Raw genomic sequence first — 8,956 nt, 5'->3', positions numbered from 1 at the left:
CCCCCCCCCCACCCCCCCGACGAGGGCCACCGGCGGGAACACCGCCGGCCACTGCTTGGTCAGCGCGTAGCCCGCGGTGACCCCGACCCCGATCAGCACCCCGACGATCCCGCCGAAGCTGGACAGCAGCACGGACTCGGCGAGGAACTGGCCGCGGACCTGCCGGCGGGTCGCGCCGAGCGCCCGCCGCAGCCCGATCTCCCGCCGCCGCTCGAGCACGGCGATCACCATGGTGTTGGCCACGCCGACGCCGCCGACTAGCAGCGCCACCCCGCCGAGCGCAAGGAACAGCGCGTTGTACGAGCTGTCCGCCAGTCGTTGGGCGGCAAGCGCCTCGGACGGCAGCGCCACCTCCACCTCGCCCGGCTGCTCCGGGTTGATGGTCCGGCCGAGCACCCCGCGCACGGCCTCCACCTGGGAGTCCTGCGCCCGCAGGTAGATCGTGCCTGGGTGGCCGGTGAAGCCGAGCCGCTCCCGCGCCACCGGCCAGCCGACCAGCACCGAGCGCTCGATCTCCGGCGCGAGCGGCATCTTGTTCAGGATGCCGATCACGGTGAACCACTGGCCGCCGATCCACACCTGCGGCGGCGATGCCGGGTCGATCCGGTCGATGCCGAGCCGTTTGGATGCCTCCGAGCCGAGCACCACGGTCGGGTAGCGCTCGGTCACCCGGTCCAGGAATCGTCCACTGTAGACACTTCCGCGAAGCACCTCGAGCAGGTCCGGCAGCGCCGCGTAGACGCTCAGACCGGAGGTCTCGCTCGGCGGGACCCGGTCGGTGCGGCGCACGGTCGCCGCGACGTTGCCGGTGGCCGAGACCGCGGTGACCGGCGCGATCCGGCGCACCATCGGCACCGCGGTCAGCGGCAGCTCGGCGTCCTCGCCGAAGAAGGTCTGACCGGGGCGGGCGGTCAGCAGGTTCGGGCCGAGCGCGGCGATCTCGTCCCGCAGGGCCTGCGCGCTGGACGCCGGGATGCTCACCACCGCGATCATCGCCGCGATGCCGATGGCGATGCCCAGCGCAGACAGCACCGCCCGCAGCGGACGGGTCCGCATGCCATGCCCGCCCAGCCGCAGCATGTCCCGCGGGCCGAGCCGGCGCGGCTTCGGCAGCGGCTCGCGCTCAGGCGGCGCCGGCGGGGGGACCGAGATCAGCGTCGTCATGACCGCCCTCCTGCCGGACGCCCGGTGGCGTCCTGATAGCTCCATCCTGACGAGCAGGTGTCGCGCAACAGCGTCCCGTCGAGCATCTCCACCCGGCGCCGCGCGGTGGCGGCGATCGAGTGGTCGTGCGTGACGATCACGACGGTGGTGCCGCCGGTGTTGAGCTCCACGAGCAGCCGCATGATCTCCGAGCCGGTGTGGCTGTCCAGGTTCCCGGTGGGCTCGTCGGCCAGCACGATCGCCGGCCGGGTGACCACCGCCCGCGCGATCGCCACCCGCTGCCGCTCCCCGCCGGACAGCTCCCCCGGCACGTGCCAGGCCCGGTGCTCCAGCCCCACCCTGCGCAGCGCCGCCAGCGCCATGCTCCGCCGCCGCCGCGCCGGTACCCCGGCGTAGGCAAGGCCGGTGGCCACGTTGTCCACGGCCGGCAGCCCGTCGGTGAGGAAGAACTGCTGGAACACGAACCCGATCCAGCGCGCCCGAAGCGCCGACAGCCGCCGGTCGGACAGCCGCGCCACGTCGTGCCCGCGGATCTCCACCCGCCCGGTGCTCGGCCGGTCGAGCGTGCCCATCAGGTGCAGCAGCGTCGACTTCCCCGAGCCGGACGGCCCGACCACGGCCACCAGCTCGCCGGGCTCGATGCGCAGCGACAGGTCCCGCAGCGCCCGCACGCCGCCCGGGTAGGTCCGGCTCGCCTCGTGCAGCGCGAGCACCGGCGCGGTCATGAGGTCGTCACCACGTTCATGCCCTCGGCAAGGCCGTCCCCGGTGACCTCGACCTTGCCGTTGTCGAACAGCCCGGGCCGCACCGCGACCAGGCGCCGTTGCGTGCCATCGACCACCTCGACCGCGTAGCCGCCCTCGGCCAGCGCGAGCAGCGCGGCGATCGGCACGACCAGCACGCCCTCCCGGCTGCCGGTGGTGAACCGCACGTCGACCGAGCCGGCGTCCAGGTCGCCGATCGACGCCTGGTCGTCCACCGTGATCGTCGCGGTGAACTGCTGCTCGGAGTTCCCGCCGTCCCCCGGCGGCCGGTTCTGGTCGTTGGAGCTGTCGGCCGGCTTGGGCGCGAGCGTGGCGACCGTGCCGGCGACCTCCTTGCCGGCCACGGTCAGCGTCACCTTGGTGCCCGGCTTGGCCAGGTCCTTGTCCGACGCCGCGAGGTCGAGCGTCACCGCCCGCTGCGTCGAGGTGTACTTGCACACCTCGGTGGTGGCCTGGCCGCCCGGCTCCGCGCTCACCGAGCTGACCCGCAGCGGCCCGGACGCGGTGACCACGTCGCCCACCCGGATCACCCCGGTCTGCTCGAGGCCGAGGGACTTCTGCCACTTCTTGATCGCGTTGGCGGTCGCGTCGGTGAACTTCGTGTTCGGCGTGCCGAAGCCGGTGAACCCCAGCGCGGCCAGGTTCTCCTCGACCGCCTTGACGTCCGGGCCCTCGGTCACGCCCGACCCGACGTCGCGGTAGAGCGGGATGTCGCTGTAGAACAGCACGACCGGCGTGGCGTCCACGGAGTACACCGGCTGGCCGCGCTCCAGCACCGCGCCCTGCGTCGGCAGCGCGGTGAGGGTCCCCTGCCGGCGACCGGACAGCGAGTGCTCGGCGCCGTAGCCGAGGTTGCCGGTCTCGGTGCGCTGATCGGACAGGTCGGCCCTGGTCACCTCGGCGGTCTCCACCTGCCCAGGGGGTTCCGGGGCCGCGGTGGCGGGCCGGGCGGCGATTCGGGTCAGCACCACGCCGGTGCCGGCGCCCAGCACCGCGAGCACGGCCACCGTGATGATCACCGCACGCACCGTGCGCCGCTTGCGCACCGCCCGCGGCCCCTCCTTCTGATCCAGGGTCGGCTCGAGCTCGGTCATCGCGTCGGCTCCGATCGCCCCTCGACCTTGGCGCCGCCCGCGGGCGGCGACTCGCCGCAGGCCTTCATCGCCTCGTCGACCTTCTCCTTGTCGCCGCCCTCGATCTTGATGCCCGGGTCGTCGACGGTCGGGTCCTGCACGTTGATGCCGTGCTCGCGCAGGCACTTGGCCGTCTCGCGCATCCGGTCCAGCTGCTCGGCGTCCGGCGTCGGCGGCTTGCCCCCGTTGGGCAGCAGGGACTTGCACTCCGTCTCGGCCTTCTTCACCGTCTCCGGGTCGGTGCCCTCGATCGACAGGCCGACCCCGCCGCCCTCGGTGATCTCCGGGTCCTTCATGTTGACCCCGTGGTCGCGCATGCATTTGGCGTACTCGCGCGCCTTGTCCTCGTCGGTCTTGCCGTCGTCGCCGGCCGGCGCCTCGCCGGACGGCTGCTGGCTCCCCGAGATCGACGCGACCTGGCTGGCCGGCGCCTCCCCACCGCTGCACCCCGAGACCAGCGCGAGCAACGCCGCCGCGAGGAGCACTGTTCGAACGCTCATGGCTACTCCTCTCCTTGTCGAGCTGGTCGAATTTCTACGGATCGGGTGATTCGGGCGGGCTAAGCGAAAGTCCTTATCCCGCGCTTACCTGGCGATGGCGGACACTGGCGATCATGCGGGTGCTGGTCGTCGAGGATGAGCGGCTCCTCGCCGACACCATCGCCGAGGGGCTGCGCCGGCTGTCCATGGCCGTCGACGTCTGCTACGACGGCGACGCCGCGCTGGAGCGGGTCGGCGTGCACGGCTACGACGTGGTGGTGCTGGACCGGGATATTCCCGGGGTGCACGGCGACGACGTGTGCCGGGAGGTGATCGCGGCCGGCGGCGAGGTCAAGGTGCTCATGCTGACCGCGGCCGGCGACGTGACCGAGCGGGTGGCCGGCCTGTCCCTCGGCGCCGACGACTACCTGACCAAGCCGTTCGCGTTCGCCGAGCTGGTCGCCCGCATCCAGGCGCTCGGCCGCCGGGCCCGGCCCGCGCTGCCGCCCGTGCTCGAGCGGGCCGGGGTGCTGCTCGACCTGCCGCGCCACCAGGTTTCCCGGGACGGCCGGCACGTTCCGTTGTCCCCCAAGGAGTTCGCCGTGCTGGAGGTGCTTATGCGGGCCGAGGGCGCCACGGTGAGCGCCGAGGATCTGCTGGAGAAGGCCTGGGACGAGCACGCCGACCCGTTCACCAACGCGGTCCGGGTGGCGGTGATGACGTTGCGCCGCAAGCTGGGCGAGCCGCCGGTGATCGAGACCGTGCCGGGCGCCGGATACCGGATCGGCCCGCCATGAGCGGAGCCTGCGGAGCGAACCATCGAATACTCCTGCGTCTTCGAGGAACGAGAAGACGCAGGCTTGGCGGAGACTGCGGAGCGAACCATCGAACACTGCCCCGTCGCCGAGGAACGAGGCGGCGGGCTCGCCGTCACCGAGCTTGCGAGGTGATGGCGTGAGACTCTCGATCCGCAGCCGGTGGGCGGTGATGTTCGGCGGGCTGTTCGTGCTCGCCGGGATCGGCATGCTGCTGATCAACTACGTGCTGGTGAACCAGATCGTGCCGGACGCCGTCGGGTTCGTCGAGCACTTCGAGGGGACGGCGCCGCAGCCCAAGACGACGACCGGTCCGGTCACCGATCCGCTCGACGGCGGCGTGATCATCGGCGAGAAGACCAGCCTGATCCAGTCGTTCCGCTCGTCGACCATGCAGACGCTGCTGATCGCCTCCGGCATCGCGCTGATCGCCGCCGGCGCGGTCGCCGGGCTGCTCGGCTGGCTGATGGCCGGCCGCGCGCTCAAACCGGTGCACACGATCACCGCCACCGCCCGGCGGCTCGGGGCGGAGAGCCTCGACCGGCGGATCAACCTGGAGGGGCCGCCCGACGAGCTCAAGGAGCTGGCCGACACGTTCGACGGCATGCTCGACCGCCTCGCCACCGCGTTCGACAGCCAGCGGCGGTTCGTCGCCAACGCCTCGCACGAGCTGCGCACCCCGCTCGCGGTACAGCGCACGCTGATCGAGGTGGCCATGGCCGATCCGACCGCGAGCCCCGAGCTGCTGCGCCTCGGGCAGCACCTGCTGCACACCAACGAGCGCAGCGAGCGGATGATCGAGGGCCTGCTCGTGCTCGCCCGCAGCGACCAGGGCCTGGTCAGCCGGCTGCCGGTGCGGCTGGACGAGGTGGTCGACGCGGTGCTGCGCTCGGCTGCCGGGATGGCCGCCGAAGAGGGGGTGACGGTGGCCAGCCGGCTCGACCCGCGCCTGGTGATCGGGGACCAGGTGCTGCTCGAGCGGCTGGCCACCAACCTGGTGCACAACGCGGTGCGCTACAACGAGCCCGGCGGTTCGGTGCTGGTCCAGGTGTCCGACACGCCCGCGCTGGTGGTCACCAACACCGGGCCGGTGGTGCCGGCGGACGCGGTGCCCGGGCTGTTCGAGCCGTTCCGCCGGCTGGCGCGGACCAGGGGCGCCAGCCGCGACGGCGCCGGGCTCGGCCTGTCGATCGTGCGCTCGGTGGTGCAGGCGCACCACGGCCGGGTCTACGCCGAGCCCAACGCCGGCGGTGGGTTGCGGATCACCGTGTACCTGCCGGTGACCGGACCGGTCCCGGCCCGTTCCCACCGGCCGGCGATCGAGTCTCCAGACGCGCCTGCGACACTGGAGGCATGACCTCGACCAGCATCGATCCGACCACGCTCGAGCTGCCGGCGCAGCTGCGGCCCTCCGACGGGCGCTTCGGCTCCGGCCCGTCCAAGGTGCGCCCCGAGCATCTGGAGCGGCTGGTGTCCGAGGGTGCGGCGCTGATGGGCACCTCGCACCGGCAGAAGCCGGTGAGGTCGCTCGTCGGGCGGGTGCGCGCGGGGCTGCGCGAGCTGTTCGCGCTGCCCGACGGCTACGAGGTCGTGCTTGGCAACGGCGGGGCGACCGCGTTCTGGGATGCCGCCGCGTTCGGCCTGGTGCGCGAGCGGGCGCAGCATTTCAGCTACGGCGAGTTCTCGGCGAAGTTCGCCAAGGCCACGGCCGGCGCGCCGTTCCTGGCCGACCCGGTGGTGGTCACCGCCGAGCCGGGATCCGCGCCGGAGATCAGCTACGCGGCCGGCTGCGACCTGGTGGGCTGGGCGCACAACGAGACGTCGACCGGGGTCGCGGTCCCGGTGCGCCGGCCGGCGGGCTCGGACGGCGCGCTGATCGCGATCGACGCGACCTCGGGCGCCGGCGGGCTGCCGGTCCGCGCCGAGGACTACGACGTCTACTACTTCGCCCCGCAGAAGTCGTTCGCCTCCGACGGCGGCCTGTGGCTGGCGCTGATGAGCCCGGCCGCGCTGGACCGGGTGGCCGAGATCGGCGGCTCCGGCCGGTGGGTGCCGGAGTTCCTGTCGCTGACCACCGCGCTGGACAACTCGGTCAAGGAGCAGACCTACAACACCCCGGCCATCGCCACGCTGTTCCTGCTCGCCGAGACGATCGACTGGATGCTCGGCAACGGTGGGCTGGACTGGGCGGTGGCGCGCACCCGCGACTCCGCCGACCGGCTCTACGGCTGGGCCGAGGCGACGGAGTACACCACGCCGTTCGTGGCCGACCCGGCGCACCGCTCGCAGGTCGTCGGCACCATCGACTTCGACGAATCGGTGGACGCCGCGGCGGTGGCGAAGGTGTTGCGGGTCAACGGGATCGTCGACGTCGAGCCGTACCGCAAGCTGGGCCGCAACCAGCTGCGCGTGGCGATGTACCCGGCCGTCGAGCCGGACGACGTGTCCGCCCTGACCCGGTGCGTCGACTGGGTGGTCGAGCGGATCTAATTACCCCGTGCGGCATCTGTACGCGGGCAAGGTCCGGGAGCTGTACTCGATCGACGACGACCTGCTGCTGGTCGCCTCGGACCGGGTGTCGGTGTACGACGTGGTGCTGCCGACGCCCATTCCGGACAAGGGCGCGCTGCTGACCCAGCTGTCGGTTTCCTGGTTTCACCGGCTGGCTTCCGTCGCGCCGAACCATCTGATTTCGGCGACCGACGTGCCGGCCGAGTTCGCCGGCCGGGCCATTCGGTGCACACCGCTGAAGATGATTCCCGTGGAATGCATCGCGCGCGGTTATCTCACCGGTCTTGGACTGGCCGAGTACCGGGCGAAGGGCAGCGTCTCCGGGGTCGCGCTGCCGGCCGGGCTGACCGAGGGCAGCCGGCTGCCGGAGCCGATCTACACCCCCACCACCAAGGCTTCCGTCGGCCACGACGAGTTCATCACGTTCGACGACGTGGTGCGCGAGGTGGGCCGGGACACCGCGGAACGGCTCCGCGAGCTGACCCTCGAGCTGTACACGCGGGGCGCTGAGCACGCGGCCGGCAAGGGCATCATCATCGCCGACACCAAATTCGAGTTCGGCTGGGATTCCGCCGGCGTCATCACCCTCGGCGACGAGGTGCTGACCTCGGATTCGTCGCGTTTCTGGCCCGCAGACGAATGGGCGCCCGGCCGCCCGCAACGCTCATTCGACAAGCAGATCGTGCGGGACTGGGCGGCCGGCACGGGCTGGAACAAGCAACCGCCCGGCCCGGAGATCCCCGCCGACGTCGTGGCCGCGACGCGGTTGCGGTACATCGAGCTCTACGAGCGGATCACCGGGATGAGCTGGGAACACCCCGGCGCGCCTAGCCCATGATCGCGTTGCGGCCAACTACGGTGGGCGCTTGACGAGGTGAAGTCTGTTCAAAGCCTGGAGGAGGCCGCGATGCGTGCGCTGCGGATCGTCGGGCTCGAGGATGACGGAAGGACCGTCGTCTGCGAGGACCCGACACGCGGCGAGCGCTTCTCACTTCCCGTGGACGAGCGGTTGCGTGCGGCAGCCCGAGGAGACGTCACCCGACTCGGCCAGATCGCCACCGAGCTGGAGAGCCAGATGCGCCCTCGTGAGATCCAAGCCCGCATCCGTGCGGGAGAGTCCGTCGAGCAGGTCGCCGCGGCGGCCGGCCTCCCGGAGCACCGGGTGGAGCGGTTCGCCTACCCGGTCCTGCTCGAACGATCGCGCACGGCCGAGCTGGCGCAGCGGGCGCACCCGGTCCGCGAGGACGGGCCGGACGTCCAGACCCTCGGCGAGGTGGTCGCGCACGCGTTCGGCACCCGCGGCCAGGACTACTCGGTGGCCAACTGGGACTCGTGGCGCGGCGAGGACGGCAAGTGGGTGGTGCAGCTGAGCTGGACCGCCGGCCGCTCGGAGAACCGCGCGCACTGGGCGTTCCACCCCGGCGCGCACGGCGGCACCGTCACCCCGCTCGACGATCACGCGCTCGACCTGCTCGACCCCACCTCCAACCGGCCGCTGCGCACCGTGCGCCCGGTCACCGAGCTGGCCCAGCAGGCCCTTGACGTCAGACCGGCCCCCACTCCGGCCCGCCCGGCGCGCCCGCAGACCGAGCGCAAGGCGGTCAACGGCGGCGAGCCGCCGCACCGCCCGGCGCCGGAGCCGGAGATCCGTACCGAGCAGGACTTCGTCCAGGATTTCGAGCTGACCCAGGAACCGCAGGCAGTGACCACCACAATGGACCAGGTCGCGGAGGCGCCCCCCGCCCCGCCCGCTCCTCCGGCTGTTGACGCCGAACCGGAGCCCACGCCCGAACCCGCCCAGCCGGAGCCCGCTCCCGAGCCGACCCCCGCGTCCGCGCCGGCACCGGCGGCCTCGGCGCGGCGCGGGAAGAGCAAGAAGGCCCGGCCGATGGTTCCGTCCTGGGAGGACGTGCTGTTGGGGACGCGGTCCAACCGGGGCTGAGGCGGCCTGGGTGGGGTGGGGTCCCGGGTGGGTGGGGCGCGGCGATTGGCTGAGGGTTGGGTGCGTTGGCGGCTGGCGGTGGTCGGGGTGGTTGGGGGCGTCGACGGTTCTTGATCGTCGTTTTGGGGTGCTGACGCCCCTATGGGGG

The 8,956-nt window shown here is 72.4% G+C and carries 9 protein-coding genes; 5 read left to right on the top strand and 4 right to left on the bottom strand.

Annotation, left to right across the window (positions count from 1 at the left end):
* The 4 genes from VGX25_RS19885 to VGX25_RS19870 form a co-directional block, all read right to left on the bottom strand.
* Positions 1–1,164 (bottom strand): ABC transporter permease (locus VGX25_RS19885; protein WP_326919337.1); only part of this gene is annotated, 1,164 nt, incomplete at its 3' end.
* Positions 1,161–1,889: an ABC transporter ATP-binding protein gene (locus tag VGX25_RS19880; protein WP_326919336.1), complete on the bottom strand. Its 729-nt coding sequence runs from the start codon at positions 1,887–1,889 to the stop codon at positions 1,161–1,163. The genes VGX25_RS19885 and VGX25_RS19880, both read right to left, overlap by 4 nt.
* Positions 1,886–3,022: a peptidoglycan-binding domain-containing protein gene (locus VGX25_RS19875; RefSeq protein ID WP_326919335.1), complete on the bottom strand. Its 1,137-nt coding sequence runs from the start codon at positions 3,020–3,022 to the stop codon at positions 1,886–1,888. The genes VGX25_RS19880 and VGX25_RS19875 overlap by 4 nt, the downstream gene beginning before the upstream one ends.
* Positions 3,019–3,561 carry a hypothetical protein gene (locus VGX25_RS19870; protein ID WP_326919334.1) on the bottom strand — a complete coding sequence of 181 codons (543 nt, stop codon included), beginning with the start codon at positions 3,559–3,561 and terminating at the stop codon, positions 3,019–3,021. The genes VGX25_RS19875 and VGX25_RS19870 overlap by 4 nt, the downstream gene beginning before the upstream one ends.
* Positions 3,562–3,674: 113 nt before the next feature.
* Between VGX25_RS19870 and VGX25_RS19865 the strand changes: the two genes are divergently transcribed.
* The 5 genes from VGX25_RS19865 to sepH all read left to right on the top strand — a co-directional run bounded on the left by VGX25_RS19865 (position 3,675) and on the right by sepH (position 8,808).
* Positions 3,675–4,337 carry a response regulator transcription factor gene (locus tag VGX25_RS19865; RefSeq protein WP_326919333.1) on the top strand — a complete coding sequence of 221 codons (663 nt, stop codon included), beginning with the start codon at positions 3,675–3,677 and terminating at the stop codon, positions 4,335–4,337.
* A 190-nt stretch (positions 4,338–4,527) separates the two neighbouring features.
* Entirely contained in the window at positions 4,528–5,712 is a 1,185-nt protein-coding gene (locus VGX25_RS19860) for a sensor histidine kinase (protein ID WP_326919338.1), read from the top strand.
* Complete coding sequence (serC, locus tag VGX25_RS19855) at positions 5,709–6,845, top strand: phosphoserine transaminase (protein WP_326919332.1); 1,137 nt, start codon at positions 5,709–5,711, stop codon at positions 6,843–6,845. Before VGX25_RS19860 ends, serC begins: the two co-directional genes overlap by 4 nt.
* A 7-nt stretch (positions 6,846–6,852) precedes the next feature.
* The gene (locus VGX25_RS19850) at positions 6,853–7,704 is read left to right on the top strand and encodes a phosphoribosylaminoimidazolesuccinocarboxamide synthase (protein ID WP_326919331.1); all 852 of its coding nucleotides are present in this window, start codon (positions 6,853–6,855) and stop codon (positions 7,702–7,704) included.
* 69 nt (positions 7,705–7,773) lie between these two features.
* Positions 7,774–8,808, top strand: coding sequence for a septation protein SepH (sepH, locus tag VGX25_RS19845; RefSeq protein ID WP_326919330.1), 1,035 nt, complete (start codon positions 7,774–7,776; stop codon positions 8,806–8,808).
* The last annotated feature ends 148 nt before the right edge of the window (positions 8,809–8,956 follow it).

Source organism: Actinophytocola sp. (assembly GCF_035942955.1).
In the GTDB taxonomy this organism is placed as follows: Bacteria; Actinomycetota; Actinomycetes; order Mycobacteriales; family Pseudonocardiaceae; genus DASYTH01.
This window is presented reverse-complemented; position numbering and strand designations above follow the sequence as displayed.